27 protein-coding genes and 1 tRNA gene are annotated in these 26,613 nt (G+C 71.0%); 16 read left to right on the forward strand and 12 right to left on the reverse strand.

The window, feature by feature from the left end:
• Positions 1 to 3: 3 nt before the first annotated feature.
• On the reverse strand, positions 4 to 549 hold the full coding sequence (locus H286_RS0109430; protein WP_020097952.1) for a flavin reductase family protein: 546 nt from the start codon (positions 547 to 549) through the stop codon (positions 4 to 6).
• 222 nt (positions 550 to 771) lie between these two features.
• Between H286_RS0109430 and H286_RS0109435 the strand changes: the two genes are divergently transcribed.
• The 3 genes from H286_RS0109435 (at position 772) to H286_RS0109445 (ending at position 4,023) form a co-directional block, all read left to right on the forward strand.
• Positions 772 to 1,761 (forward strand): pyridoxal-phosphate dependent enzyme, encoded by a 990-nt coding sequence (locus H286_RS0109435; RefSeq protein ID WP_020097953.1) that lies wholly within the window; start codon positions 772 to 774, stop codon positions 1,759 to 1,761.
• Positions 1,758 to 2,915 carry a cystathionine gamma-synthase gene (locus H286_RS0109440; RefSeq protein WP_020097954.1) on the forward strand — a complete coding sequence of 386 codons (1,158 nt, stop codon included), beginning with the start codon at positions 1,758 to 1,760 and terminating at the stop codon, positions 2,913 to 2,915. Before H286_RS0109435 ends, H286_RS0109440 begins: the two co-directional genes overlap by 4 nt.
• A 124-nt stretch (positions 2,916 to 3,039) precedes the next feature.
• Positions 3,040 to 4,023, forward strand: a complete 984-nt coding sequence (locus H286_RS0109445; RefSeq protein ID WP_020097955.1) for a Gfo/Idh/MocA family protein — start codon at positions 3,040 to 3,042, stop codon at positions 4,021 to 4,023.
• 3 nt (positions 4,024 to 4,026) lie between these two features.
• Here H286_RS0109445 and H286_RS0109450 read toward each other — a convergent pair whose 3' ends face one another.
• A complete protein-coding gene (locus H286_RS0109450; protein ID WP_020097956.1) occupies positions 4,027 to 4,602 on the reverse strand; it encodes a J-domain-containing protein in 576 nt (191 codons plus the stop codon).
• Positions 4,603 to 4,695: 93 nt separating this feature from the next.
• Here H286_RS0109450 and H286_RS0109455 point away from each other — a divergent pair, with 93 nt between their 5' ends.
• Genes H286_RS0109455 through H286_RS0109465 form a run of 3 tightly spaced genes read left to right on the forward strand, consistent with a single transcriptional unit; the run spans position 4,696 to position 8,890 of the window.
• Positions 4,696 to 5,313 (forward strand): PadR family transcriptional regulator, encoded by a 618-nt coding sequence (locus H286_RS0109455; RefSeq protein WP_018185531.1) that lies wholly within the window; start codon positions 4,696 to 4,698, stop codon positions 5,311 to 5,313.
• A complete protein-coding gene (locus H286_RS0109460) occupies positions 5,310 to 6,029 on the forward strand; it encodes an ABC transporter ATP-binding protein (RefSeq protein ID WP_020097957.1) in 720 nt (239 codons plus the stop codon). Before H286_RS0109455 ends, H286_RS0109460 begins: the two co-directional genes overlap by 4 nt.
• A complete protein-coding gene (locus tag H286_RS0109465; protein ID WP_020097958.1) occupies positions 6,026 to 8,890 on the forward strand; it encodes an FtsX-like permease family protein in 2,865 nt (954 codons plus the stop codon). The genes H286_RS0109460 and H286_RS0109465 overlap by 4 nt, the downstream gene beginning before the upstream one ends.
• Positions 8,891 to 8,905: 15 nt before the next feature.
• Here the strand turns inward: H286_RS0109465 and H286_RS0109470 are convergent, their stop codons facing one another.
• Genes H286_RS0109470 through H286_RS0109480 form a run of 3 tightly spaced genes read right to left on the reverse strand, consistent with a single transcriptional unit; the run spans position 8,906 to position 13,007 of the window.
• Positions 8,906 to 10,267 carry a pyridoxal phosphate-dependent decarboxylase family protein gene (locus tag H286_RS0109470; protein WP_020097959.1) on the reverse strand — a complete coding sequence of 454 codons (1,362 nt, stop codon included), beginning with the start codon at positions 10,265 to 10,267 and terminating at the stop codon, positions 8,906 to 8,908.
• Positions 10,264 to 11,976, reverse strand: a complete 1,713-nt coding sequence (locus H286_RS0109475) for an amidase (RefSeq protein ID WP_020097960.1) — start codon at positions 11,974 to 11,976, stop codon at positions 10,264 to 10,266. The genes H286_RS0109470 and H286_RS0109475 overlap by 4 nt, the downstream gene beginning before the upstream one ends.
• Positions 11,973 to 13,007: an agmatine deiminase family protein gene (locus H286_RS0109480; protein ID WP_020097961.1), complete on the reverse strand. Its 1,035-nt coding sequence runs from the start codon at positions 13,005 to 13,007 to the stop codon at positions 11,973 to 11,975. The genes H286_RS0109475 and H286_RS0109480 overlap by 4 nt, the downstream gene beginning before the upstream one ends.
• Before the next feature lie 66 nt (positions 13,008 to 13,073).
• On the opposite strand from H286_RS0109480, the gene H286_RS0109485 reads away from it, so the two are divergent.
• A complete protein-coding gene (locus H286_RS0109485) occupies positions 13,074 to 13,697 on the forward strand; it encodes a TetR/AcrR family transcriptional regulator (protein WP_028497464.1) in 624 nt (207 codons plus the stop codon).
• 74 nt (positions 13,698 to 13,771) lie between these two features.
• Here H286_RS0109485 and H286_RS0109490 read toward each other — a convergent pair whose 3' ends face one another.
• The 3 genes from H286_RS0109490 to H286_RS0109500 form a co-directional block, all read right to left on the reverse strand.
• The gene (locus tag H286_RS0109490) at positions 13,772 to 14,407 is read right to left on the reverse strand and encodes a hypothetical protein (protein ID WP_020097964.1); all 636 of its coding nucleotides are present in this window, start codon (positions 14,405 to 14,407) and stop codon (positions 13,772 to 13,774) included.
• A 1-nt stretch (position 14,408) separates the two neighbouring features.
• The gene (locus H286_RS0109495) at positions 14,409 to 15,134 is read right to left on the reverse strand and encodes a WXG100-like domain-containing protein (RefSeq protein WP_020665438.1); all 726 of its coding nucleotides are present in this window, start codon (positions 15,132 to 15,134) and stop codon (positions 14,409 to 14,411) included.
• 136 nt (positions 15,135 to 15,270) lie between these two features.
• Entirely contained in the window at positions 15,271 to 15,738 is a 468-nt protein-coding gene (locus tag H286_RS0109500; RefSeq protein ID WP_020097966.1) for a hypothetical protein, read from the reverse strand.
• A gap of 249 nt (positions 15,739 to 15,987) precedes the next feature.
• On the opposite strand from H286_RS0109500, the gene H286_RS0109505 reads away from it, so the two are divergent.
• Complete coding sequence (locus tag H286_RS0109505) at positions 15,988 to 16,602, forward strand: hypothetical protein (protein ID WP_020097967.1); 615 nt, start codon at positions 15,988 to 15,990, stop codon at positions 16,600 to 16,602.
• A 97-nt stretch (positions 16,603 to 16,699) separates the two neighbouring features.
• Entirely contained in the window at positions 16,700 to 17,542 is an 843-nt protein-coding gene (locus H286_RS0109510) for a sulfurtransferase (protein ID WP_020097968.1), read from the forward strand.
• Here the strand turns inward: H286_RS0109510 and H286_RS0109515 are convergent.
• On the reverse strand, positions 17,533 to 18,777 hold the full coding sequence (locus H286_RS0109515; protein ID WP_020097969.1) for an NAD(P)/FAD-dependent oxidoreductase: 1,245 nt from the start codon (positions 18,775 to 18,777) through the stop codon (positions 17,533 to 17,535). The genes H286_RS0109510 and H286_RS0109515 overlap by 10 nt on opposite strands.
• Positions 18,778 to 18,829: 52 nt before the next feature.
• Between H286_RS0109515 and H286_RS0109520 the strand changes: the two genes are divergently transcribed.
• The 5 genes from H286_RS0109520 (at position 18,830) to H286_RS0109540 (ending at position 23,150) form a co-directional block, all read left to right on the forward strand.
• Positions 18,830 to 19,864: a zinc-binding dehydrogenase gene (locus H286_RS0109520; protein WP_028497466.1), complete on the forward strand. Its 1,035-nt coding sequence runs from the start codon at positions 18,830 to 18,832 to the stop codon at positions 19,862 to 19,864.
• A complete protein-coding gene (locus H286_RS0109525) occupies positions 19,861 to 20,817 on the forward strand; it encodes an aldose 1-epimerase family protein (RefSeq protein WP_020097971.1) in 957 nt (318 codons plus the stop codon). The genes H286_RS0109520 and H286_RS0109525 overlap by 4 nt, the downstream gene beginning before the upstream one ends.
• 26 nt (positions 20,818 to 20,843) lie before the next feature.
• The gene (locus H286_RS0109530; RefSeq protein ID WP_020097972.1) at positions 20,844 to 22,319 is read left to right on the forward strand and encodes a serine hydrolase domain-containing protein; all 1,476 of its coding nucleotides are present in this window, start codon (positions 20,844 to 20,846) and stop codon (positions 22,317 to 22,319) included.
• A 49-nt stretch (positions 22,320 to 22,368) separates the two neighbouring features.
• A complete protein-coding gene (locus tag H286_RS0109535) occupies positions 22,369 to 23,013 on the forward strand; it encodes a hypothetical protein (RefSeq protein ID WP_020097973.1) in 645 nt (214 codons plus the stop codon).
• A 64-nt stretch (positions 23,014 to 23,077) separates the two neighbouring features.
• Positions 23,078 to 23,150: transfer RNA gene (locus tag H286_RS0109540), tRNA-Arg, on the forward strand.
• 59 nt (positions 23,151 to 23,209) lie between these two features.
• Here H286_RS0109540 and H286_RS0109545 read toward each other — a convergent pair.
• Positions 23,210 to 23,557, reverse strand: a complete 348-nt coding sequence (locus H286_RS0109545) for a DUF2185 domain-containing protein (RefSeq protein WP_020097974.1) — start codon at positions 23,555 to 23,557, stop codon at positions 23,210 to 23,212.
• A gap of 16 nt (positions 23,558 to 23,573) precedes the next feature.
• Entirely contained in the window at positions 23,574 to 24,200 is a 627-nt protein-coding gene (locus H286_RS0109550; RefSeq protein ID WP_020097975.1) for a ThuA domain-containing protein, read from the reverse strand.
• A 101-nt stretch (positions 24,201 to 24,301) separates the two neighbouring features.
• On the opposite strand from H286_RS0109550, the gene H286_RS0109555 reads away from it, so the two are divergent.
• Together H286_RS0109555 and H286_RS0109560 are read left to right on the forward strand one after the other, a co-directional pair.
• Positions 24,302 to 24,724, forward strand: coding sequence for a MarR family winged helix-turn-helix transcriptional regulator (locus H286_RS0109555; RefSeq protein ID WP_020097976.1), 423 nt, complete (start codon positions 24,302 to 24,304; stop codon positions 24,722 to 24,724).
• Positions 24,725 to 24,737: 13 nt separating this feature from the next.
• On the forward strand, positions 24,738 to 25,160 hold the full coding sequence (locus H286_RS0109560) for an organic hydroperoxide resistance protein (protein WP_020097977.1): 423 nt from the start codon (positions 24,738 to 24,740) through the stop codon (positions 25,158 to 25,160).
• A 12-nt stretch (positions 25,161 to 25,172) separates the two neighbouring features.
• Here the strand turns inward: H286_RS0109560 and H286_RS0109565 are convergent, their stop codons facing one another.
• Positions 25,173 to 26,603: a DUF3459 domain-containing protein gene (locus H286_RS0109565; RefSeq protein WP_020097978.1), complete on the reverse strand. Its 1,431-nt coding sequence runs from the start codon at positions 26,601 to 26,603 to the stop codon at positions 25,173 to 25,175.
• Positions 26,604 to 26,613 lie beyond the last annotated feature (10 nt).

Genomic DNA, 26,613 nt, shown 5'->3' on the forward strand with positions numbered 1-26,613 from the left:
CCCTCAGAGGGCGGTGTCGGGACCCAACCGGTGCCAGGTCCGGTTGTGATAGACGAGCGGTGCCTCGGAGTCGCGGGCGATGTTTGCCTGCACGGCGTGCGCGGCGATGACGGTCGAGCCCCCGGCATCCATCCGGTCGATGACGGCGCACCGGACCCACGCGCGAACCCCGTGATACACGGGCTCACCGGTGACCAGACGTGACCAGGGCAGCTCCGCGAAGCGGTCGATCCCACTCGTCGCACCCACCTCGGCGACCCGCAGGTCATCGGCGTCCAGCAGGTGGACGACGATGGTCTCGGCGGCGGCCAGAACGGGAGCGGCCGACGACTGCGCCGACACCGAGAAGATCAGCAGCGGCGGATCTGCGCTGACGGAGGACACCGAGGTCGCCGTGAGAGCGACCGGTCCGTCCCCCGCATCAGCCGTGATGACGGCGACGCCGCCGGGATGCCCGCGGAAGACGGCCTTGAACTCCTCGGGCGAGAGCGACTCCGTGAATCCGGAGGCGGCCCGGTCGTCCGATGCGGCGTGTGCGGGAGACGTCATACAACGAACCTACGTTCGCGCGGGCGGGACGAGGGTCGTGTGTCCGAAGCTTTCGTTCTGTTGCGTCAGATGACGCCCGCCGCGGATGCCGGGCGTCCGCTATTCTGATCGGGTGCTGACCCTTCGCTGTTGTCGTCTCTGACCGCCGGTTCCCCGGCGACATCCGCGACCCCACACAGCGACCGCACCTCTGCGAGTGCGGCATCCCGTCAGGAAGAACACGTGCGTTACGCCACCTCCATCGCCGATCTGGTCGGCAACACCCCGCTCGTCCGCTTGAACAAGGTCACCGAAGGCATCGAAGCCACGGTCCTCGCCAAGGTCGAGTACTTCAACCCGGGCAGCTCCGCCAAGGACCGCATCGCGCGGAACATCATCGACGCGGCCGAGCGCGACGGTCACCTGAAGCCCGGCGCCACGATCGTCGAGCCGACCAGTGGCAACACCGGAGTCGGCCTCGCCCTCATCGCCCAGCAGCGCGGGTATCGGATGATCTTCGTCGTCCCCGACAAGTTCGCGGGTGAGAAAGTCGCGGTCCTCAAGGCCTACGGCGCCGAGGTCGTCATGACCGCGACGAGCGTGCCGCCCGAGCACCCCGACTCGTACTACAGCGTGTCGGATCGGCTCGCGGCATCCATCCCCGGCGCGTTCAAGCCGAACCAGTTCGCCAACCTCAACGGACCGCGCGGACACTACGAGACGACCGGGCCCGAGATCTGGCGCGACACCGACGGAACCGTCACCCACTTCGTCGCGGGTGTCGGCACAGGCGGGACGATCAGCGGCACCGGACGGTTCCTCAAAGAGGCGTCGTCGGGGCGCGTCACCGTCGTGGGCGCCGATCCGGAGGGATCGATCTACTCCGGCGGCGACATCCACGGCTACCTCGTCGAAGGCGTCGGCGAGGACTTCATGCCCGCGACCTTCGACCCGACCGTCGTGGACGCCTACGAGCGGGTGAGCGACGCCGAAGCGTTCGCGATGACGCGTCGGCTGGCCCGCGAAGAAGGGCTCATGGTCGGCGGCTCGTCGGGCATGGCGGTGGTGGCGGCCCTCCGCGTCGCCCGCGACCTGCCCGCCGACGCCGTCCTGGTCGTGCTCCTGCCCGACCACGGCCGCGGCTACCTCAGCAAGATCTACGACGACGACTGGATGACCGCCCACGGCTTCTCCGTCACCACCGATTCCGAGACCACCGGGAGCCTCGCATGAGTGCACAGTCCTCCGCTCGCGGCTTCGCGAGCCTCGCCGTCCACGCCGGTCAGGAGCCCGACGAGGCGACCGGCGCCGTCATCCCTCCCGTCCACTTCTCGACCACCTACGCCCAGGACGGCATCGGCGGGCTCCGCGGCGGGTACGAGTACGGCCGCAGCGGCAACCCGACCCGCACCGCGCTGCAGACGCAGCTCGCAGCGATCGAGGGCGGCGCGCACGCGCTGTCGTTCGCATCGGGCCTCGCGGCCGAGGACGCGCTGCTCCGCGCGGTGCTGCGTCCGGGCGACGAGGTGCTCCTCGGCAACGACGTGTACGGCGGGACCTTCCGCCTCATCTCCCGCGTGCTCGGCGACTGGGGCGTGACCCTTCGCGTCGTCGACATGAGCGACCTCGACGCCGTCCGCGCCGCCGTCGCCGAGAAGGCGCCCCGCATCCTCTGGGTCGAGACGCCGTCCAACCCGCTGCTGCGCATCACCGACATCGCCGGCCTCGCCGAGGTCGGACACTCCGTCGATGCGCTGGTCGTCGTCGACAACACCTTCGCGACGCCCGCGCTGCAGCGCCCCCTCTCGCACGGCGCCGATGTCGTCGTGCACTCGACCACCAAGTACCTCGGCGGGCACTCCGACGTCGTCGGCGGTGCGCTCGTCATGAACGACGACGCGCTGGCCGAGAAGGTCGGCTTCATCCAGTTCGCCGTCGGCGCCGTGTCGGGTCCGCTCGACGCGTGGCTCACGACGCGCGGGATCAAGACGCTCGCGGTGCGCATGCAGCGGCACAGTGAGAACGGCATGGCCGTGGCATCCTTCCTCGACGGACACGACCGCGTCGCCCGGGTCTACTACCCGGGACTCGCGTCGCACCCGGGGCACGAGCTCGCGGCGCGGCAGATGTCCGGCTTCGGCGGCATCGTGTCGCTCGCCCTCGAATCGGGCGAGGCGGCGCGGCGCTTCGCCGAGTCGCTGCGGTTGTTCACGCTGGCCGAGTCGCTCGGCGGCGTCGAGTCGCTCGTGAACTACCCCGACGCGATGACGCACGCCTCGGTGCGCGGCACCGAGGCGGCCGTGCCGGTCGAGGTCGTCCGGCTGTCGGTCGGCATCGAGGACATCGACGACCTGCTCGCCGACATCCAGCAGGCGCTCGACGCCTGACGCCGGCGGCGCCGCGGCGCTGCGCGTGCCGAGTGCAGGGAGAACGGTGCGATCGGGCCCCATCCGGCATCCGATGCGCTGCTGAACCTGCATTCGGCCGCGGCGCGGGCGATAGCGTGGCCGGATGACACACGCACGTTGGGCCATCCTCGGTGCCGGAGCGATCAGCGGCGACTTCGCCCACGCGCTCCCGGACTCGGAGCTCGGACGCCTCCACGCGGTCGGTGCGCGCGACGTGTCGCGTGCGGAGGAGTTCGCCGCGGCCCACGGCGCAGCCGTCGTCGGCACGTACGACGAGATCGTCGACCGCGACGACATCGACGCGGTCTACATCGGCACGGTCCACACGACGCACACCGAGCTCGTCCACCGCGCCCTCGCCGCGGGCAAGGCCGTCCTCTGCGAGAAGCCGCTCGGCGTCTCGCCGGACGAGACGGATGCCGCGGTCCGCGCCGCGCGCGAGGCGGGACTCCCGCTCGTCGAGGCCTTCAAGTACCGCTTCGGTCCCTTCGCCGACCGCCTGCGGGAGATCGTCGGCGGCGGCGCGCTGGGCGACCTCGTCGAGATCGAGTCGTCGCTCGGCTTCGCCGCCGGCTCCCACACGGGCAGGCTGTTCGATCCCGCCACGGCCGGCGGCGCGATCCTCGACGTCGGCTGCTACCCGCTGTCGCTCGTCGTCGGTGTCGCGGCCTGGGCCGGCCACGACCTGTCGGGGCTGGCCGTGCAGGCGGCGGCGGGCACGATCGGCGAGACCGGCGTCGATGTGAGCGCGGCGGTATCCATCGATCTGGGCGGTGCGTCGGCGAACATCCGCACCGCGATCGTGCATGACCTGCCGCGTCTGACGCGCATCGTCGGGCGGGATGCGACGCTCGAGATCCCGAACGTGTGGGGGAGTCGCACCGACAGCACCGAGGCGGCGACCCTCATCCGCACCGACGGCACGCGTGAGGAGATCGAGGTGCCGACGGTGCAGCCGATGGCGGCCGAGGCGGATGCCACGATCCGTGCGCTCCGCGACGGGCGCACCGAGGCGCCCGAGGTGCCGTGGGACGAGACCCGCACCATCGCGCGGCTCCTCGCCGAGTGGCGCGCCGCGATCGGCTGAGCCTTACCGCCGCCACCAGCGACGGCGCGGCTTCGCGGGCGCTTCGGGAGGAGCGGATGCCGCGGCCCGCGCCGCGCGCCGTTCCCGCCAGGCCGCGACCTCGGCGTCGGGGTCGCGGGTCGGGGTGACGACGGGTGGTCCGCCCTGCAGCTGCCGGCGCGCCTCGACGACGCGGCGCGAGAAGTCGGCGGTGTATTCGCGGACGTCCTCTTCGCGGTGTAAGGCGTCGACGCGGTCTTCGAACTCGGCGTGCTCGATCCGCAGTCGCAGAGCGGGCGGGCCGAGGCCGGAGAGCTGCTCGGTGCGGATCTTCCGCTTGATCCACCAGTCCGGATCGTGCGAGCCGCCCAGGCCTTCGAGGGGCTTGCCGGCGCCAGGGAGGTCGTCGAAGTCGCCGCGCCGGATGGCCTGCTGGATCGCGGTCTCGACGTACATCGCGCGCTCCGTGCCGGTGGGCGTCCCGGAGTGACGCTCCGGTTCGGCGGGCGGTTCCTCGCCGTTCTCCTGCGCCGCCTTTTCGACGCGATAGCGCGCCGCAGTGAGGCGGGGGTCGTCGTTCGCGGCTCGGTCGTCGGCCATTCCTCCAGCGTAGGACGGGCGGGCGTTGTGTGGATGTTGCCCGGTATGCATATACTCAGAAAACACATACCCGGTATGCAGCGAGGAGTCCCGATGTCGGTACGACAGAGCCTGCTGGCGATCCTGGATCAGGGTCCCTGCTACGGCTATCAGCTGCGCGCGGAGTTCGACCGCCGCACCGGATCGACCTGGCCACTCAACGTGGGTCAGATCTACAACACGCTCGACAGGCTCGAGCGCGACGGGCTCGTCGAGAAGGGCGACGTCGACGAGCAGGGTCACGTCTACTGGCAGATCACGGATGCCGGATCCGCCGAGGTGCAGGCCTGGCTCGACGCTCCCGTCGAGCGCACGCAGGGGACGCGCGACGAGCTGGCCATCAAGCTCGCCGTCGCCGCGACCCTGCCGGGCGTCGACCTCGGCGCCGTCATCCAGCGACAGCGTTCCGCGTCGCTGCGCCAGCTCCAGGAGCTCAACCGAGCGAAGTACGCCGGTTCGAACCCGGACGGTCCCGAAGAACTCGCGTGGTCTCTCGTCGTGGATTCGATGATCTTCGCGGCAGAGGCCGAGACCCGATGGCTCGATCACACCGAGCAGCGCCTCGCGCGGCATCCGCACCGCACGATGGGGCTCGAGCTGTCCACAGAGACTCCCAAACGGGGGAGGCCCGCCAAATCCGAGGCGAGCGACACCGAGGCGGTCGTCGGATGAGCGCCGCCGTCCTGCAGCTGGTGGGGGTCACGCAGCAGTACGGCGAGGGCGAGACGAGCGTCTCAGCACTGTCGGGCGTCGATCTGACGGTCGATAAGGGTGAGCTCGTCGCGATCATGGGAGCGTCCGGTTCGGGCAAATCCACGCTCCTGTCGATCGCAGGCGGGTTGCAGAAGCCCACCAGCGGCGAAGTCGTCGTCGAGGGGACCTACCTCTCGACGGCGACACGTCGCGATCTCGCGCAGCTCCGGCGGCGCTCCCTGGGGTTCGTCTTCCAGGACTTCAATCTCATCCCGACCCTCACGGCCGTAGAGAACGTGACGCTGCCGCTCGAGCTCGACGGCTTCCGGGCCCGGGTGGCGCGCCGGGCGGGTCGGGATGCACTCGCATCGGTCGGGCTCGAGGACAAGCTCGACTCCTACCCCGACGACCTCTCAGGAGGTCAGCAGCAGCGCGTCGCGATCGCCCGTGCCGTCGTCGGCGGGCGCCGGCTGATCCTCGCCGACGAACCGACGGGCGCGCTCGACTCGGTGACCGGTGAAGCGGTGATGAAGATGATTCGCCACCGCGTCGACCAGGGGGCCGCCGGCATCCTCGTCACCCACGAGGCGCGGCACGCGGCGTGGGCGGACCGCATCGTGTTCCTCCGCGACGGCCGCATCATCGACGAGTCCCAGCGCCGCGGCGCGGACGCGCTGTTGTCGGACGCGCGATGACGACCGTGCGGGACCGGCCCCGAGCGGATGCCGGGGCGCGGCGTCGCGCCGAGCGACCGAAGCCCTCGCGCACGGCGCGGATGCGGGTCGCCGTGCGTATCGCGCGGCGCCAGGTGCGCCGCGCGTGGGTGTCGTCGCTGCTGATCATGTCGCTCATCGCCCTGCCGATCGCCGGGATGGCGGGGGTGGCGGTGTTCATCTCGAGCACGTTCTCCACCCCTGCAGAGCGGGTGAACGTCGAACTCGGGCGCATGTCGGCGTGGGTCGAGCCGATGTGGCCGGCAGCATCCGGGTTCCGGCAGATGCCGGACGATCCGTACACGCACGGCAACGAGTCCACGTGGGGTTCCGAGACGATCGATGACGAGACGGCGGAGTTGCCGACGGACCCCACGAACGCGCTGCCTGCCGGGACGGAGATCGTGCCCGTCTCCTCAGGTGAGGAACGGGTCGAGACCATCGCAGGGATCGCCCGGGTGAAGGCGTGGGCGGGGGACGTCACGGACCCACGCTTCGACGGGCATTTCGCTCTCGTCGAGGGACGAGCGCCGGCTGATGACCGGCAGGTGCTCGTCACGCCCGCCACTCTGACCCGCACCGGCCTCGGCCTCGGGGGGACGCTGTCACTCGTCGATGGTCAGAAGTTCACGATCACGGGGACGTTCCGCGATGCCGAGGTGGCCGCCGACGAGGTCGTCCTCGCGTTCGCCGACTCCGATCGCTACGCCCCTGTGCGCTCCTACATGCCCGACGCCGACATCGGTCTCTCGCAGCTCGAGGCGCTGAACGCCGCGGGATTTGGCGTGTACTCGCGGCAGCTCGTCCTGGACCCGCCGCCCGTCACGTCGCCGGTGGGAGACGACTTCGGCAACCCGACCACCGCAGAGCGGGACCAGCAACAGGCTTTCGCTCTTGCGGGAGCGATCGGGGCCGGCGGGCTCGCCGCGGGCTACATGGTCGTCCTCCTCGCCGGTGCGGCTTTCGCCGTCAGTGCGCGTCGTCAGCAGCGGGCTCTCGCGATCGCGGCGAGCGTCGGCGCCGAGCCGCGCGATCTCCGTCGAGTCGTGCTCCTTCAAGGGGCGGTCCTGGGGCTCGTCGCCGGGGGCGCAGGCCTCGCGATGGGCGTCGGTCTGGCTGCAGCGTTGATGCCCCTCTTCGACGACGGATCCGCCGTCAGGTTCTGGGGATTCCACGTGCCGTGGGTACTTCTCGGGGGCGTCCTCTTGTTCGCCGTCGCGGTCGGCTCGGCGTCGGCGTGGGCGCCTGCACGCGCGGTCGGGAAATCGGACACCATCTCCGCCTTGCGTGGAGCACGCCGGCCGATGACGGTCACCGCCGCGCGGCCTCTGTGGGGGTCGCTGTTGATCGTCGTCGGTGTGGCGGTGACCGTCGTCTCGGGCATCGCCGCGGGCGCCGTGGCCGCCAGTACGATCATTGCCTGGGACTCGCCGCTCCGCTGGATCCCCATCGTGGGGATCATCGGCGGCCCGGTGCTCGCGCAGATCGGCATCATCATCTCGGGTCGATGGCTCCTGTGGCTCGCGTCCCGCGCCCTGTCGCGCGTCGGTCTGGCCGCGCGTCTCGCCTCACGGGACGCCGTCGCGAACGGGGCTCGGACCGTTCCCGCGTTCGCCGCCATCGGAGCGACGGTGTTCGTGGGCGTGTTCGCAGTCTCGATGGGGACGATGACTGCTGAGCAGCAGGCCCGCACGTACACGTACAGCGCGCCGTTGGGGACCGTCGTCGCGGATATCTCCTCGATGTCAGAGCCTCTCCTGACGGCGAAGGTCGGGCAGCAAGCGGCGAATGAAGCCGCCCGTCTGTTCACGTCGTCGGGGGCGACATCCACCGCCCTCGTGAGCGCCCAGCCTGACATTCTCAATGTCGGGTCGTCGGCCGACCTGCTCGCCGATCTCGATCGAGCGATGATCGTTGCTCCCCGCGATTCGCTTCTGCCGCCCGGCGAGGACGACGGGAGAGTCAGCTCCTACCTCGGCTACCCCTCAGACAACCTCTCGATCGTGGCCGCGGACGACGTTGAGGCAGCGATGCGCGTCACCTTGGATCCGGCGCAGCGCGCGGCCTACGCCGATGGCGCTGTCATCATCAGCGACGACAGGTACGTCACCGATGGCCGGGTCACGGCGGGATCGTGGAGCGCGCGCGAGTACTACGAGGGCGAGGTCCCCAGCAACATCTGGCGCGACGATGCCGACGTTCCCGCCCCACGCTGGGAGCGCACTGCGCCGGCGATCTCGGTTGATGCACCGCACCAGCAGATCGTGGCGGCGATCGCCCCGGAGACCGCCCGCGCCTGGGGGATCACGGAAGTGCCACGACAGGTGCTCGCCACGTTCCCCGAGGGCTCGGAGATGAATTCGCAAGATCACCTGTACGAACTCGCCGGCGGTCTCATGACCGCGGATTACCAGGTCTCACTGTGGCGCGAGACCGGCCCCTCGAGCCCTGACGTCTGGCTCGTCCCGCTTCTCGCCGCCGTCGCCGTCCTCGTCCTCGGCGCGAGCGCCGTCGCCCTCGGTCTCGCCCGTTTCGAGAGGCGGCCCGACGACGCGACGCTCGCCGCGGTCGGCGGCACGCCCGGCCTCCGGCGCCGCATCGGACTCTGGCAGGGTCTCGTGATCGCGGGGTTCGGGACCTTCGCGGGCGCCACGGCCGGCATCCTGCCGCCCACCGGCTTCTGGCTGCAGTCGCAGACGTCTCATGAGCCGATGAGCCTCGCCGACATTCCGTGGTGGCTGCTCGCCGTGCTCGCTGTGGCTCTGCCGGTCGGCATCGCCGCCGTGAACTGGCTCGTCCCGCCGCGGGAGCCCGAGCTCACGCGGCGCAACGTCATCGCCTGAGCCGGGGCGACCCGCTCAGCGCATCGTGTTCAGGATGCCGACGAGGTCCTCGAACGTCGTGCGGGGGTTCAGGATCGCGAAGCGGGCGTTGGTGCGGCCGGCGTGGCTCGACGGCGTGACGAAGGCATGCTGGTCGTCGAGCAGACGGTTCGACCAGGCGGCGTAGTCGTCCTTGGTCCACCCGCGCCGCTCGAAGACGACGACGCTCAGCTGCGGATGCCGCACGAGCTCGAACTCGTCGCGCGACTCGATCTCGGCGGCGATCCGTTCGGCCAGCGTGATCGATGACGTGATCGCCTCGCGGTAGACCTCGGCGCCATAGGTCGCGAGCGAGAACCACAGCGGCAGGCCGCGTGCTCGGCGCGTGAGGTGCGCGGCGAAGTCCGACGGGCTCCAGTCGCTCGTCTCGGTGAGGGTGTCGAGGTACTCGGCGTGCTGCGTGTGCGCGCGACGGCCGAGTTCGGGGTCGCGGTAGAGCAGGGCGCACGCGTCGAACGGTGCGAACAGCCACTTGTGCGGGTCGACGATGAGCGAGTCGGCGTGCTCCAAACCGGCGAAGTAGTGGCGCGCCTCGGGTGACAGCGCGGCAGCGAGACCGTAGGCGCCGTCGACGTGCAGCCACACGCCGAACTCGCGGGTGACCTCGGCGACCGAGGCGATGTCGTCGACGATGCCGAAGTTCGTGGACCCCGCCGTGGCGACGACCGCGAACACGCTGTCGCCGTGCTCTTCGAGGGCTGCGCGCACCGCATCGCCGTGCAGCACGCCACCGGCGTCGGGGGCGATCGTGACGACCTCGACGTCCATGACCCTGGCGGCCGACGCGATCGAGGAGTGCGCTTCCGCAGAGCAGACCACGCGCCAGCGGTCAGGACGGATGCCGCGTTCCCGGGCGGTCTCCCGTGCGGCCACGAGCGCCGACAGGTTGCCGAGCGTCCCGCCCTGCACGAACACACCACCAGCGGTCGCGGGCAGGCCGAACTCGTTCGCGAGCCAGCGGAGCACCTCGTTCTCGGCGTGGACGGCACCCGCGCCTTCGAGCCAGGACCCGCCGTAGAGCGCGCTCGCCGAGACGACGAGGTCGAACGCCGCGGCTGCCTTCGACGGCGCACTGGGGATGAACGACAGATACCGCGGGTCGTCGGTCGTGATGCAGGCCGGTGCTAGGACATGCTCGAAGACGCCCAGCGCCTTGCGCGCGCCGATGCCCTGCTCGCTGATCGTCACACCGGCGAGGCGGGCGAGCTCGGCCGGGGGCAGCGGCTTGTCGAGCGGGTTGTCGTCGGTGAGCAGCCGCTGCCGCGAATAGTCGAGGACGAGGTCGACGATCTGACGGGTCTCGTCGGTCACATCGTGCATGCGTGCGGGCTGGGTCATCGGGTCTCCGAGGTGGTGCGGGGGAGCGCGGGTGTGCGCGGCGGCGGCGTCCGGCGGGTACCCAGACGTTCGAAGGCTACGCCGAGGCGGAGCAGGGTGGAATCGTCGTAGGCGCGCCCGGCGAAGGTCAGGCCCACCGGCATCCGGATATCGGTCATCGTGCCCATCGGGACGGTGACGGTGGGGATGCCGAGGTGTCGGATCGCGAGGTTGCCGTTGGCGATCCAGACGCCGTTGCGCCACCCGAGGTCGGCGGAGGCGGCATTCACGTCCATGTCGGCGGGGCCGACGTCGGCGACGGCGGGGAAGACGACGGCGTCGAGGCCGGCGGCATCCATCCACTCCTCCAGGTCGGATCGACGGACCTGTTCGAGGGCGCGGAGGCCGTCGGCGAGCTCGGGCATGTCGTCGAGCGTCGCGCCCGGATGCGCGCGCACCCAGTCGGGGTACTCGGCGATGTCGTCGTCGAAGCCGGTGTAGCGGTCGGGGAGGGCGCCGGGCGGGTGCGGGAAGATCGTCGCGCCGTCGACGTCTGCGAGTGACGAGAGTGCGGGATCGCCGTTCGCGTCGAGGAAGTCGTCCCACGCCCACGCCGACAGGTCGACGATCTCGCGGTCCAGGTATCCCGCCGGGAGGCGGCCCTCGATCGTCCTCGCGCCCACGCGGTCTCCCTCGTAGTCGCTCACGACGGGGAAGTCGACCTCGACGACGGTCGCTCCGGCGGCTTCGAGGTCGGCCCGTGCCGCGTGCCACAGCTCGAGGATGGACTCCCGCGTCTCGATGCGCTGACCGGTCGGACCGCCGATCGTCGTGCCCGTCCCGGCATCCGGGTCCTCACCGATGTACATGCGGGGGATGCCGAGGCGCACCCCCTCGAGCGATGCGCCCGCTGCGAGCGCCGGGTACGACGCGGGTCGCAGGGCGGACGCGGCGGGCAGGTCGATCCACGGCTGGGCGCGCCAGAAGTCGCCGCGCGTCTCGGGATCGTCGGCGACGACGACGTCGAGCACCTCGAGCAGGTCGGCCATCGTGCGGGTGTGCGGCACGACGACATCCATCGTCGGGACGAGCGGCCAGTTGCCGCGCACCGAGATGACCCCGCGCGACGGGGTGTAGGCGCAGAGCGCGTTGTTCGACGCGGGGCCGCGACCCGACGACCAGGTCTCCTCGCCTAGGCCGAACGCGGCGAAGCTCGCGGCCGTCGCGGTGCCCGAGCCGTTCGACGAGCCGCTCGCGAACGGAGCGGTGAGCCAGTCCGCGTTGTAGGGGCTCTCGGCGCGGCCGTAGACCCCGCGCTGCATACCGCCGTTCGCCATCGGGGGCATGTTCGTGAGGCCGAGGCAGATCCCCCCGCCGGCGCGGAGCCGTTCGATCGTGAACGCGTCGCGCTGGGCGACGAGCTCCGCGAACGCGGGGGAGCCGGCCGCAGCGGTGAGACCGCGCACGAGGTAGCTGTCCTTCGCGGTGTACGGGATGCCGTCGAGCGGGCCGAGCGTCTCGCCGCGGGCGCGACGGGCATCGGATGCCGCGGCCTCGGCGCGCGCGTCGGGGTTGTGCACCACGACGGCGTTCAGCGCCGTCTCGGTGTCGGGCCCGTCGTACGCCGCGATGCGGGCGAGGTAGGCGTCGACGAGCTCGACCGCGGTCGTCTCGCCGGATTCCAGCGTCGCGCGGAGCTCGGCGATCGTCGCTTCGACGACGTCGATCATCGGGTCACCTTCGGCTGCTGCTGCGTGATGCAGTGGATGCCGCCGCCGCGGGCGAACAGGCCACGGGCATCGACCGTGACGACCCTGCGGCCCGGGTACGCCATCGCGAGGATCTCCCTCGCCTCGGCATCCGCCCGCTCCTCGCCGAACCCGCACGCGATGACGCCGCCGTTCACGACGAGGTGGTTGACGTAGCTCCAGTCGACGGGGCCGTGCGCGTCGGTGAGGGTCTCGGGTGCGGGGAGCGACACGATCTCGAAGCGGCGACCGGCGGCATCCGTCTGCCCTTCCAGTTCTCGGCGCAGCGATGCGGTGACGGCGTGATCGGGGTGCGCGGGATCGCGCTGGTCGTGGAGCAGGATTCGGCCCGGCGAGGGGATCGTCGCGACGATGTCGACGTGACCGTTGGTGCCGAGGTCGTCGTAGTCGCGGGTGAGCCCCTGACTCAACCACACGGCGTGCGTCGCGCCGAGGGTGCGGGCCATCTCGGCTTCGATGCGCGCGCGGTCGGCGGTGGGGTTGCGTCGCGGGTCGAGCTGCACGGTCTGCGTGAGCAGGACGGTGCCTGCGCCGTCGACGTGGATGCCGCCGCCCTCGTTGACGATGTCGGAGGGGATCAGCTCCGCGCCGACCTCGTCGGCGATGAGCCGGGCGTGAGCCGCGGACTTCTGCCATTCGGCCCAGTCGGGGGCGCCCCAGCCGTTGAAGATCCAGTCGACGGCGCCGAGGGCGCCGGGCCGCTCGTCGTCGACGACGAAGGTGGGGCCGTGGTCCCGCATCCAGAACTCGTCGACGGGGGCCTCGACGATGGTCACGTCGCCCGGCAGCATGCGGCGCGCGCGGGCCGTCTCGGTCGGATCGACGACCATGGTCACCGGCTCGAAGCGCGCCACCGCGGCGGCGACGGCCGTCCAGGTCGCGTAGCCCTCTTCGCGCTCGGAATCGGTGTCGCCGAGGGTGAAGCCCTCACGGGGGAAGGCCATCCAGGTGCGCTCGTGCGCGGCGGTCTCGCTCGGCATGCGCCAGGCCATGGCGGGCTCCTCGATCCTCGGGTAACTTATTGATCAATTGATCAACAAGGGGAGGCTACCGAGTCGATGTCTCAGGCGTCAACTGCCCGCCGGGCCCGGAAGAGCCCCGCCGAGCGTCGCGAAGAGATCGCCCTCGCCGCTCGAGAGATCGCGCTCGCCGACGGTCTCGACGCCGTCACTCTGCGCGCGGTCGCCGCCCGGGTCGGCGTCGCGCCCGGGCTCGTCGCGCACCACGCTGACGGGATGGACGCGCTCGTGGCTGAGGCCTTCGGTGCGGTCGTCGCCGAGGAGCTCGCCGCCGTCGTCGCCGCGATGCGGGTGACGGATGCCGCGACGACGCGCCTCGGCATCCTGCTCGACACCGTTTTCGGCGACGAGCCGAACGACGTCACCCTCGTCTGGGTACAGGGGTGGGCGCTGGGCACCCGCAACGAGGAGCTCGCCGTGCGGGTGCGCGCCGAAATGGACGCGTGGCAGCGCGCGCTCGCCGCCGAGATCGACCGCGGCCGCGAGCGCGGCGAGTTCGGCGAGATCGACGCCGACGCGATCGCCTGGCACCTGCTCGCGATCATCGACGGCCTCGGCGCTCAGGGTCTCGTGCGCTGGCGCGCCGACCCCGCGCGCACCGACCTCACCCGCCGCGCGCTCGCCGCGCTGCTCGGCGTCGCGCCCGACGCATTGCGCGGCTGAGCCGTCGCCGAGGCGTCGCAGATGGTCGTCCCGCCGCCTTCACCGAGACCATCTGCGACCCCTCGACCGGCCGGTCACTCCTCGGGGCGGGAGACGTCGATGGTGACGAAGGTGGTTCCGGGTACGGGCCGGACCTCCCACGTCGCGCCGTCCAGCGCGCCGGGCGTGAGGCCGAACCGGTCCTCGATGCCGGCCTGATTCAGTCCGCGCAGGTCTGCCGCCTCGCCGCTGGGAGCAAGGAACTCCATGTCGCCACGGCTCTTCTTGCCGTACGCGTCGGGGTTGTCCTGCCCGATGGCGTCCTCGTACAGCTCCTCGACGACCTGCCCGGGGATCTTCTTCGGGGTGCCGAGCACGTCGTCCAGCACTTCGCGCGGGGTCTCTCGCACCGCTTTGCCGACCGAGGTCCCGAGGTCGTTGGCGACGTTGTAGTCGGGCGCAGCGTGGCGCCCGGTGCGGCCGAGCTGGTCGACTCCGCGGCTGACATCCGTGAGCATGTCGTACTCCGCGGCGTGGGTGGCGACGGGTGCGTCGCGCCGGTGCTGCCCGGCGTCGGCGCTGTTGCGTCGGTCCGTGCCCCGGATGCGTGCGGCGTCCGCGCGGTGTTTGCCGCCGCGCTTGCGGAACGCGCCCCCGAACCCCTTCTTGAACTCGCGACCCGCGCCGTCGACGGCGTCGACGATCTCGCGCATGAGGCTCTTCATGGTCATGTCAGTCTCCCGAGATCTGCAGGTTGGCGAGGTCGGCGAGGAGCCGATCGGTGCGGTCCTCGATGTCGACGGCTTGCGCGTCCATCTCGTCGGCGGCTGCTTCCAGCGCCTCGAGGTCGGCTTCGAATTCGTCCACGTCGCCGATGGCACCCTCCACGACGGGGGCGTCCATGAGGGCCATGACGATCACCGGGACCTGCTCGGCGAGCGGCTCGACCGCCAGCGGCAGCACCTCGTTGATCACCTGCTCGATCGTCGCTTCCATCGCCATGGAGAGGAGCTTCTTGCGTGCGAGCAGCAGCAGCGCCGCGCCGCCGGCGCCGAGCGGGCCTGCGGCGAGCAACGGCACGAGCTGCATGAGGGTCAGGGTCACCTCGGCGGTGACCTTGATCTTCATAGCGAGGACGATGCCACCCGCGATGTCGATCCCCGTCGCTGCGGGGCCGAGCACATCTAGGAGCTTCTGCATGTTGTCGGAGCGGTTTCGATTCCACCCCTCCACCTGTGCCGTGCCGGCGTTGCCCTGCAGTGCCGCGGCCAGGTCGCCGTTCACGCGGCTGTCGACGGCTTGGATGATCGACTCCATGTCGTCGCGGTACCCGCGCACGAGGTCGGCTGCCTTGTGGACCTCGTCCTCGTCGATGTCGGGCCACTCGAGCCCCATCTTGTCCATGATCCAGATCAACTCATTGGGCAACATCATCCCCACGGCGACCACCTCCGCCATCGACAGTAGCCACGGCACACCCTCGGCCGCGATGGGGAGAACGCCCCATCGGCGGCGACCATGAGCGAGGTCTCGACCCGACGGAAACGGCGATCATCCGCGATGAATGGATGCCGCTTGCGTCGGGTCGGGGGTGTCAGGCGCCGCTGAGCTCGCGCAGGGTGTACTCGGCGGGCACGCGGTCGTCGCGGTAGTAGGCGATGAACAGCTCTGCGGCCTCATCGAGGGTGAGCACCTCGTGCGCATGGACCGTCGTGCTGCGTCGCCCGCTGTCCCAGCGGATCGTCTCGGTGGGTTCTCCCGGCGAGGGCGTACCGGGCTTGCCGACGGTGTACTGGTGCGCCGTGCCGGTGGCGTCGGTCGAACGGGCCTCGACCGTCACGCCTACGGCTTCACCGGCGCATTGGATGTAGTTCTCCGAGGGCGGCAGGCTCGCGCGCAGGTTGGCGCCCTCGGGCGCGCGCCACAGGCTGAACACCCAAAAGGAGGAGCCGTCCATCTGCGTCAGGGTGAACCGGAGCTGGTCCTCGAATGACCGCAGATTGTCGATCAGGGGGAATCTGCTGGAGCCGTTCTCCTGGAGGATGTGCGTCGGCGTGGTCACGGATCTCCTTCAGGTCGGCGTGGTCATGGAACTTCCTGCCGACCACTTGCACAATCCTGACCCGGGCGCCGCGCTGCGACGCCTCATAACAACTTTTCAGGATGCCGCTCGTCGCCCGGAATCCTGCGGGACGCGTGGGCTGGTCACCGTCCGGTCGGCGGCTGCCGCGGCATCCGATCCAATCCGATCTGCGGCCCTGACCGGACAACCGATCGTGCGAAAGCCGCACTGAAGGAAGGAAAACACACCATGCGTACCAACCTGAAGCGGACCATCGTCCTCGGCTCGACCGGCCTCGCGGCCGTCGCTCTCACCGCCGGATTCGCCCTCCCGGCGAACGCCGCGCAGAGCGAGGACACCACCACCACAACCACGGCGGCCGAGGGGTTCACCGACTTCCTCAACGCCAACAAGGCTCTCGAGAGCTCCATCGGCTCGCTGCTCGACGGTCCCCTCCTGGGCGACGTGTCGACGGGCGGGCTGTCCGTCGGTGACATCGGCTCCGGCAACGACGCCCCCATCGGCTCGGGCAACGACGTGAGCGCTCCGCTCGGCTCGGGCAACGACACGAAGGTCGACGCGCCGCTCGGCTCGGGCAACGAGGTCGGCAACGGCAACGACGTGGGCTCGGGTAACACGACCGACGTCTCGCCCAAGACCGACGTCTCGCCCAAGGCCGACGTCGCCCCGAAGACCGATGTCTCCCCGAAGACGGATGTCTCGGGTGAGGTCGGCGACGTGACGAGCGATGTCTCCTCGAAGACCGGCGACCTCGTCAAGGACATCACCGGTGACGTCGACAGCACGGTCGGCGACGTCTCCTCGAGCGTGAACGACCTCGTCGACGGCGTGCTCGGCAACTGATCGCCTGCGCGCGGTAGACCCGCACACCCACGCACATGCCGGGGCCCCGTCCGACGGGGCTCCGGCATCGTCGCGTCGGGCGTCGTAGGGTCGGGGCATGACGCGTGCGCGACTGATCAGCCCTGCAGAGCTCGACGACATGATCCGGGATGCCGCTGCGCTCACGGTCCTCGACGTCCGGTGGCGTCTCGACCGCCCCGACGGGCGCGACGACTACGAGGCGGGTCACATCCCGACCGCGGTGTACGTGAGCCTCGACGACGAACTCGCCGCCCATGGGGCGCCCGAGGACGGCCGGCATCCGCTGCCCGAGATCGCGGACCTGCAGACGGCCGCGCGGCGCTGGGGCGTTGACCGCGGTGACACCGTCGTCGTCTACGACGACTGGCAGACGTTCGGCGCCTCGCGTGCCTGGTGGGTGCTGACGGATGCCGGTGTGCCCGACGTCCGCGTCCTCGACGGCGGCCTGCACGCCTGGCGCGACGCCGGGCTTCCGCTCGAGTCAGGGACGGTCCACGCCGCCCGCGGAGACGTCGCGCTCACCCCGCGGCACCTCACCCGCCTCGACATCGACGAGGCCGCGGAGCTGCCGACCAGCGGCATCCTGTTCGACGTCCGTGCGCCCGAGCGTTACCGGGGCGACGTCGAACCCATCGATCCGCGGGCCGGTCACATCCCGGGCGCGGTGAACGCACCCACCGGCGGCAACGTCGACGAGCACGGTCGGTTCCGTTCGCCGGAGGAACTGCGCGCTCGCTACGAGGCGCTCGGCGTCACGGGCGACACGACCGTCGGCGTCAGCTGCGGCTCGGGGGTGTCGGCCGCCCAGGCGGCGTTCGCGCTCAGCCTCGCCGGCATCGACGCCGCGCTGTACGGCGGATCGTGGAGCCAGTGGTCGAACCACCCCGACCGCCCCGTCGCGACCGGCGATCAGCCCTGACCGAGCACCGACGCCGCCGCGCGCTCGCCTGACACGAGGGCTCCTGCGATCGACGGCGTCTCGCGGTGATCGCCCGCGACGACCACCCGCTCCGACAGTCTCACCGGGGACGCATGCCGCATCGGCGGCGCGAACGCCGGCAGCGCGTACGGGATGTCGTCGCGTCGCAGCAGTTCCCACGACGCCGCCTCGCCGCCCCACATCCGCGCGAGCTGCGCGCGCACGCTCGTCTCGTCGGCGGCATCCCGCAACAGGCAGCTCGCGGCGACGAGGTGCCTGCCCGCGGGCGCGTACCCGGGCGCGGTGTGTGACATCACGACGCTGTTCACGATCGGACCCGCGCGCTCACCGTCGACCGCGAGCAGAGCGGATGCCGGTGCCTCCGCCCCCGTCCCGAACCACCACGTCTGCAGACCCCGCATCGGCGGCGCCGGCTCGCCCGTCAGCCGCGACAGGTGCTCACCGCCGACCGCGACGATCACCTCGCGCGCCGTCACAGGCTCCGCGCCGCCGAGGTCGACCCGGTCGCCGTTCACCGTCACGCCGTCGACCGGGTGCGACAGTCGGATCTCCGCGCCGGCCGTGCGCGCGAGCTCGGCGAGCCGCCGCGGCAGCGCGGCGACGCCCGCCGCCGGAACGCCCGGCCGCCCGAGCGCGAACAACCGCGCGATCAGCGTCGCGTAGGCCGCCGAGGTCGCGGCGCCGTCGTCGGCGAGCACTCCGGTCAGGAACGGCTCGAGCACCGACCGCCGCAGCGGCCCCGTGAGGCCGACGCGGTCCCACGCCTCGTGCAGCGTCTCATCCGGGCCGTGGGCGACGGATGCCGGTCGCACAAGCCCCGGCAGCAGCCACCGCACGGCGCCCACGACGTCCGCCGGCGCCACGAGTCCCGACAGCGCGCCCGCGATCGTGGCAGGCAGCATCCCGGGGTGGCGCACGGGGTGAGCGAGGACGTCCGACCGGGCGCCGCGCACCACGCGGACGCCGACGGGGAACGGCCGCAGATCGAGGTCGGCGGGGTCGACCGCGCGGGCCAGCGCGTCGTAACGGGGATTGATCACCTGGAAACCGCGGTCGAGCAGGAACCCGTCGACGCGGTCGGTCCGCTGTCGGCCGCCCACCTCGTCCTGCGCCTCGAGCAGCACGACGTCCCGCCCGGCGCGGGCGAGCAGGGTGGCGGCGCGGAGCCCCGCGAGACCCGCGCCGACGACCGCCACATCATGGACCGCGCTCATGCCCACAGCCTGGCACGGCGCGCGGGCGCGGCATCCGTAGTTGAATCGGAGGATGCGAGCTGCTTACATGTACGGCCCCGGTGACGTCCGCGTGGTCGACGCACCCGAGCCCCGGATCGAACAGCCCACCGACGCCGTGCTCCGCACCGTCGTGGCGTGCGTGTGCGGCAGCGACCTGCACCCGTACCACTCCATGCAGCCGAACGACGCGGGCCGCTCGATGGGGCACGAGATGATCGGCGTGGTCGAAGAGGTCGGCGCCGACGTCCGCACCGTCTCGCCGGGTGACGTCGTCATCGTGCCGTTCGTCTTCTCGTGCGGCGAGTGCGAGTTCTGCCGAGCGGGCCTGCAGACCTCGTGCGTGAACGCCGGGACCACGAAGCCCACGGGCGCCGGCGGCGCGCAGGCCGAACGCCGCCGCGCCCCCTTCGCCGACGGCACGCTGTACCGCGTGGACATCGCCGAGGACGACGAGCGGATGCCGGGGCTCCTCACGCTGAGCGACGTGTACGGCACGGGCTGGCACGCCGCGGTGACCGGCGGCGTGAAGCCGGGCAAGGACGTCGTGGTGATCGGCGACGGTGCGGTGGGCCTGCTCGCCGTCCTGTCTGCGCGGCAGCTCGGCGCGGAGCGCATCATCCTCATGGGCCGTCACGAGGCGCGCACCGACCTCGGCCGCCGTTACGGTGCGACCGACGTCGTCGCCGAGCGCGGCGACGAGGGGGTCGCGGCCGTCCGCGAGCTCACGGGCGGGCTCGGCGCGCACGTCGTCATCGACGCCGTCGGCCACCTCCCCGCCTACGAGCAGGCGCTCGGCGCGGTGCGCGCGGGCGGCACGATGTCGCGCGTCGGCGCCCCGCAGTACACCGAGGCGCCGCTGCAGCGCGTGCAGTTCGAGAAGAACGTCACCGTCACCGGCGGCGTCGCGCCGGTCCGCGCCTACATCGACGAACTCCTGCCGGGCGTGCTGGACGGTACGGTCGATCCCGGGGCCGTCTTCGATCGCGAGCTGAGCCTCGGCGAGGCCGCCGACGGCTATCGCCTGATGGATGACCGCGCCGCCCTGAAAGTGATGCTCCGCCCGTGACCACCGCCACCCCGCCCCTCTCCGGCACCCAGCACACGATCCGTTCCGGCGCCTACGAGGCGGTCATCGCCTCGACAGGCGCCTCGCTCCGTGTGCTCCGCCACGGCGACCGCGACCTCATCGTGTCGTTCGACGCCGACGAGGTGCGCCCCGACTACCGCGGCACGACCCTCGCCCCGTGGCCGAACCGCATCGTCGACGGCACCTACACGTTCGACGGTCAGGAGATCGTCGCCGCCCTCACGGAGCCCGAGCGTTCGCACGCCCTGCACGGCCTTGCCTCGTGGGTCGACTTCGCCGAGGTCGCGAGCACCGAGAGCAGCGTCACCCTGGCGACGACGATCGCGCCCCAGTCGGGGTACCCGTGGCGCGTGCGTGTCGAGACGACCTACGCGCTCGCCGCCGACGGCCTCACCCAGACGGTGCGCGCCCGCAACCTCAGCGCGACGCCGGCACCGTTCGGCACCGGCCCGCACCCGTACCTGAAGGCCGGCCCCGCACCGCTCGACGAATGGACGCTCGCGCTGCCCGCCGCATCCGTCCTCGAAGTCACGCCCGACCGGCTCAGCCCCGTCGCCCTTCACCCCGTCACCGACCACGACCCCGACCGGTTCGACCGTCGTGCGCCGCGGCCCCTCGGCGACGTGCAGTTGGACCACGCGTTCACCGACCTCGAGACGGATGCCGCCGGCACCGCCGTCCTGCGCCTGACCGATCCGTCGGGCGTCGGCGTCGAGGTCACGTGGGGTGCCGAGTGCCCGTGGGTGCAGGTCTACACCGGTGACAAGCCCGACGGTGCCACGAATCCCGCGCACCGTAACGGCGTCGCCGTCGAGCCGATGACCTGCGCGCCCGACGCGTTCAACGCGGCTGCGTACGACTACGACGCGGGGCTGCTGGTGCTCGAGCCGGGTGCCGAGTTCGCGGCGTCCTGGCGCATCTCGGCCCTCTGAGGGGAAGCCCTTCGTAGGATGGCGGCATGACGTCGACGTCCTCATCCCTGCCCCGGTCCACTCCGTCAGCGCAGGGGGTGGATGCCGCCGGTGTCGATCGTCTGATCGATGCGATCGGTCAGACCGATACCGAGATGCACAGCCTCATGGTGCTCCGCCACGGGCATGTCATCGCGGAGGGGTGGTGGGCGCCGTTCGCGCCCGATCTGAAGCACCTCGTCTACTCGCTGTCGAAGACGTTCACCTCGGCCGCGGCGGGCCTGGCGATCTCGGAGGGGCGCTTCGGGCTCGACGACGTGATGGTCGACCATTTCCCCGAACTCGTTCCCGACGACCTCGATGAGAAGTACCGCCGGTATCTCGTGCGGCACGCGCTCTCGATGTCGAGCGGTCACGAGAGCGAAGCCCTCGACCGCGCCGCGATGGCCTCGCGCGACGCGGGCGGCGATCTGCTCGGCGGCTTCTTCCGCGTCGCGCCGGATCGGGAGCCGGGCACGGTCTTCGCCTACAGTCAGCCGACGATCTACGGCGTCGGGCGGTTGGTCGCCAAGACGACCGGCGGCACGATTCTCGACTACCTGCGCCCGAGGCTGCTCGAGCCCCTCGGCATCGACGAGGCGCAGTGGATGATGATCGGCGACGTCGAGATGGGCTTCAGCGGCATCCACGTCTTCACCGAGTCGCTCGCCAAGACCGGTCAGCTCATGCTCGACAAGGGGCGTTGGCAGGGCGAGCAGATCCTCGACCCCGAGTGGGTCGCTGCGGCGACCTCGAAGCAGATGGACAACGACACGGCGCACCGCGGTCCCGGAGCCCCCGATCCGATCGACTGGCAGCAGGGCTATGGCTTCCAGTACTGGATGAACCGGAACGGCTTCCGCGGTGACGGCGCGTACGGGCAGTTCATCATCGTGTGGCCCGAAGAGGATGCGGTCATCATCACGACGGCCGAGACCATCGACATGCAGACCCTCCTCAGCCTCATCACCGAGCACCTGCGTCCCGCGATGGCCGGTGCCGGCTCCAAGGATGCGGATGCCGCGCTCGCCGAGCGGCTGTCGTCGCTGGCCCTGCCGTTGCCGGATGACAGCGGCACGGGTTTCTCGGGAACGTTCGACGTGGACGCGACCGTCTACCCTCCCGGACCCTTCACGAGCAACGGGCCGGTTCCCGGCGCTGAGCGCGTCGAGGTGACCGAGGTCGACGGCGGCTGGAGCATCCGATTCCTGGGCGAAGGGATCGACGTGACGCTGCCGGTCGGACGAGGCGACTGGGAGGCGGGGGAGTGGCCCGCGCCCGCCGCGGGACTCGACGCGGTGCCGTTCCGCTCCGTCGCCGGCGTCGGTGCCGACGGCACGTGGCACGCACGGCTGCGGATGATCCAGACCCCGCACACCCTTCACGTCGACATCGCGCCGAACGGTCCGGCGTCGCTGGCGTGGCGGTTCCCGCCGCTGCGCGGAGACGGGCCTGCCGGCCACGCGCTGCCGTCGCTCAGCTGACCGGCATCCGACACCCCCTGCTCGGTAGACTGGAGGCAAGGGGTGAGCGTTGACGGACAATGAGCGGGTCAGGACCCGGGACGTCGTCGCCGAGGGGCTCTACATCGCGTCCGCGGCGACTCGTTTGGCGTTGAAGAACCGCATCCTGGTCGACATCCTCGTCGACGGCGACGACTTCGATTCGGATCGCTTCGTCGGCGATGCCCGCGACATCCTGATCTCCCTCGCCGAAGAGGCAGAAGCGGATGCCGCCCGCACCGAGCGCGAGCGCAAGGCCGCCCGCAACCGGTACTCCGACTCGAGCGGCACGCACGACTACCGCAGTCGCGACGTCCGCAACCTGCGCCGGCGCCGCAAGCAGTCCCTGCACGTCGCGAAGGAGCTGCGCGCCCGGTCGGAGGATCAGGAGGAGCTGCGCAAGCTCATCGCGGATGCGCGCGACGCCGCCTGGGCCGAGGTCTCGAAGAACATCGACCGCTCGCTGAGGATCGCCGCGGCACGTCCCGACCTCGACGCCGACTACGAGCGGATGCGGGTCGCCAGGATGCAGGCGCTGCGCCTGGTCGACCTGCCGAAGCTTCGCGCGCACCGCCGGAGCGTCGCGAAGCAGCAGGCGCTCCGCGACGGCGGCGTCGAACCCGAGCCGATCCTCGAGTCCGATCCCGCCGGGATCGACCCGGGGGAGCTGGAGTAGCGGCCCGATTTCGGATTGGGGCCCGACGTGACGTATGCTGTTCCTCGGCCCGGAAACAGGCCATGCGCCCGTAGCTCAATGGATAGAGCATCTGACTACGGATCAGAAGGTTAGGGGTTCGAGTCCCTTCGGGCGCACACTGTGTTGAGACAGTCCAGTAAAGGCCCCGCTTCGGCGGGGCCTTTACTGTTGACGGTCAGATGCCGGGGATGGCGGCCGGCTGACCTGTCTCGTTGTCGATGATGACGATGCGTCCGCCGTCCTGCCGGACGATCGTGAGGTCGGTGCCGACGGGCATGTGCAGGATCGGGAGCACCGCCGGTTCGAGGTGGATGACGGTGTTGAAGCTTACGACCGCCATGTTCGCGGCGTCGTTGATGTAGTCCTCGTCGTCGATCTCCGAGAGGAAGCGCCAGCCGTTGTCGACGGCATCCGCGGCGTCCTCCCGGAAGGCCCAGCGAACGGGCGCACGCTGCTCGAGGACGTTCTTCGACACGACCGAGCCGCCGGAGTTCGGGATGTACTCGGGGATCTGCGGGGTCATGGGTCTCCTTCGATTCTCAGGCGAGCAGCCAGCGGGTGAGTCGCCGGATGAGCTCCGGGGCGAGCGGCGACCCGTAGGCCTCCGCGTCGTGGCCGAGCGCGCTGTAGGCGGCGCGGCATCCGTCGCTCTCGTTCGTCCAGGCGAGCGGGTGCGCGACCCCGTCGTCGTCGTGCACGAGCAGGACGTCGGCCTCGGGGGAGACCCGCAGCGCCGTGTACGCCTCATCCACCGTGTCGAGATCGGCGAGGTCTGCCACGGATGCCGACACGGGCCTCACGTGCAGCGGTCCGCGTTCGGGGTGGAAGGTCACGTCGCGCACCCAGCGTCCCCCGAGCCGCGCCTCCCAGGCCGCATGCTCCGGCAGCAGCGTCGCTGCGACGTGCAGGACGAGAAGCGGCCCGCGGTACACCGCGAGGATCTCGGCGAGGCGCTCGTCGAGCGGATGCGGCGCGGTGCCGCCGCCAGCGTTGATCACGAGCAGGTCCGCAGCGTCGATCCGCGCGGCGAGGTCGTCGAGCGTGTCGACGACCGTGACGTCACCCTCCTCGCGCAACGCTTCCGCGACGATCGCACTCGTTTCGGCGAACGGATGCCACGGGTCGGCGTAATCCGCACCGCCCGAGAAGACGAGTACACGACGCATCCGCTCACTCTACGAACGATCGCGACGATCGTTCATCCGCAGTTTAAGTTGTGCACAACTCAATTGCGTGCAACCATATCGGTATGAGAGCGACCGATCAGATGGTGTGCTTCGGGGTGTACTCGGCCAGCCACGCCTTCGGGCAGGCGTATCGGCGCGTGCTCGCGCCGTGGAAGCTGACGTACCCGCAGTACCTCGTCATCGTCGCTCTCGGCGACCAGGAGCCCCGGTCGGTCAAGGAGTTGGGCGCTGAGCTCTTCCTCGATTCCGGGACTCTCTCGCCGCTCATCCGACGCCTCGAGGCTCGCGGCATCGTCTCCCGTTCGCGCAGCCCTCACGACGACCGCGTCGTCGAGGTCTCGCTGACGGACGACGGCCGTGCGCTCCGCTCGGAGCTGTCCGTCGTCGGCGCGGAGATCGCGCGCTGCACCGGACTCGACGAGGAGAAGGCGCGGATGCTGCTCGACGTGGTCCACGACCTGAACCGCGTCATGCGTACCACCGACGAGGCAATCGCCTCCTGACCCGAAGGACATCATGGAAGCTCTCTACACCGCGGAAGCACTCGCAACCGGAGGCGGCCGCAACGGACACGTCCGCACCGTCGACGGCCTCGTCGACACCGACGTGCGCGTTCCCAAGGAGATGGGTGGCGCCGGTGGCGCCCCGAACCCCGAGGTGTTCTTCGCCGCGGGCTACGCCGCGTGCTTCCACAGCGCCCTGCAGTCCGTCGCCCGCGCGCAGAAGGTGACCCTGGAGGACACCAGCGTCGGCTCGCGCGTCAGCATCGGCTCCAACGGCGAGGGCGGCTTCGGTCTCGCTGTGCAGCTCGAGGTCGTCATCCCGAACCTCCCGCACGACCAGGCGCAGGCGCTCGCCGACGCCGCACACCAGGTGTGCCCCTACTCGAACGCCACGCGCGGCAACATCGAGGTCACCGTCACGGTCGTCGAGGACTGACCTCCGCCGGACTCAGGCGACAGGGCTCACGCGCAGCCAGCGGAATCCGCAGGCGGGCAGCGTGAGCCCTTCGTCGATTCCGATCTCGACGCCCTCGACCAGGTCGAGGGCGGCAGCTGCGAAGCCGGACAGCGTCACCGCCGGAACGTGCGCGGGCTCTGAAGCGATGTTCGCGAGCACCAGCACGATCGAACCGTCACCGGGCCGCTGATACGCGACGACCGACGGAGCGGGGACGTCGAAACCGATCAGGCGCGTCCCGTCGAACTCCGGCGTCGTGTGGCGGACGGCGATGAGCTTCGTGAGGTCGCGGTGGATGCGGCCGGCCGAGGTGGCGGCATCCGTCTTCTGCGCGTAGCGGTCACGCGGCTTCTGACCGCGGTGCGTCCAGCGCGGGTCGTCGCGACGCTCGGGGTCGTCGCGGAACGTCGGGTCGTTCAGCTGACCGACCTCGTCGCCCAGCCACAGCACGGGAAGACCCGGCACGCTCAGCGCGAACGCGTGCGCGAGGGCCACGCGGGCTTCGCCGAGCGGGTCGCCCGCCTCGACCCCGGCGAGCGACGCGGTCGTTCCGGCCACGCCGTCCGCCGTCGCCAGGCCGCGCCCGAACGAGGAGCCGCCCGTGTAGCGAGCGGTGAGCTCGGCGGCATCCGCTCGCCACACCACCGCGTCCGCATCCCGCACCGCGGCGACGTCGAGACTGCCGTCGCGTGCCTCGAGCGCGCGCTGCAGGGGTGTCGCGTCGCCCGTGGTGAGCGCGTGCCAGAGGGGAGCGGAACCGGGGGATGCCGGGAGCACATCGACTCCCGGTGCACCGATCGCCAGCACGGGGGCGAGGACGTCCACCGTGTCGCGATCCGGAAGGAGGAAGACCTCGACCCCGCGCCCGGCGAGGAAGAGGAGATCGTCCACGAGCCCAGCGAGATCGTCGCGCGCGGGGACGTCGACCGCGAGCGAGATGCCGGACAGGCGAAGGTGGGCAGCCAGGTCGGAGAGGCGGTCGATCGATCCGAGACCGGGGTCGCCGCGACGGAGGTCGATCGTGCCGTCCTCCCGGCGGGCGAACGGCGACTGGACGTGCAGCACGCTCACGCCGAGGTCGCGGAGCGCGGGGATCTCGTCATGGAGCCCGGCGAGGTTGCCGGCGTACCTGTCGGCGTAGCAGGCGGCGCCGAGGGCGAACCGCGAACTCGTGCGCACGGGGTTCGCGGCGCGCTGCTCGCCGTGCACCTTGAGGTCGAGGGAGCGACCGTTCGCGGCGACGACCGCCGCCGTCACAAGGTCGACGAGATCGGCAGACGATCCGCGTCGGGCCAGCGCCGCGCGCAGCCCGGGGACGTGCTGGCGGATCCGCTCGGCCGCGGCGTCGTCGATGCGGACGCGCTCCGCGACAGCGGACAGCGTCGCCGCGAGGTCATCCTCGACGGCCCCGATGGTGCTCATGCGGTGGACC

It is taken from the genome of Microbacterium sp. 11MF, assembly GCF_000383475.1.
GTDB lineage: Bacteria > Actinomycetota > Actinomycetes > Actinomycetales > Microbacteriaceae > Microbacterium > Microbacterium aquilitoris.